Raw genomic sequence first — 263 nt, 5'->3', positions numbered from 1 at the left:
GGCTGGGCGGGCGCGCCGAAGGTGGCGGTCAACCTCTCCCCGGCGCAGTTCGCCAGCCGCGGGCTGGTGGAGACGGTGGCGGGCGTGCTGGCCGCCTCCGGCCTCGCGCCCGGGCGGCTCGAGCTCGAGATCACCGAGACGGTGATGCTGCAGGACACCGAGGCGACGCTGGCGACGCTGCACCGGCTGAAGGCGCTCGGCGTGCGGATCGCCATGGATGATTTCGGCACGGGCTACAGCTCGCTCAGCTACCTGCAGCGCTT

At 72.6% G+C, this 263-nt stretch carries 1 protein-coding gene; it reads left to right on the top strand.

Annotation, left to right across the window (positions count from 1 at the left end):
* The coding region (locus tag E2C05_RS32620) for an EAL domain-containing protein (RefSeq protein ID WP_133223694.1) at positions 1–263 on the top strand (263 nt) is incomplete at both ends.

Source organism: Paracraurococcus ruber (assembly GCF_004353985.1).
Taxonomy (GTDB): Bacteria; Pseudomonadota; Alphaproteobacteria; order Acetobacterales; family Acetobacteraceae; genus Paracraurococcus; species Paracraurococcus ruber.
Note: the sequence above shows the minus strand (reverse complement) of the source record. Positions and strands in the feature narration are given on the sequence as shown.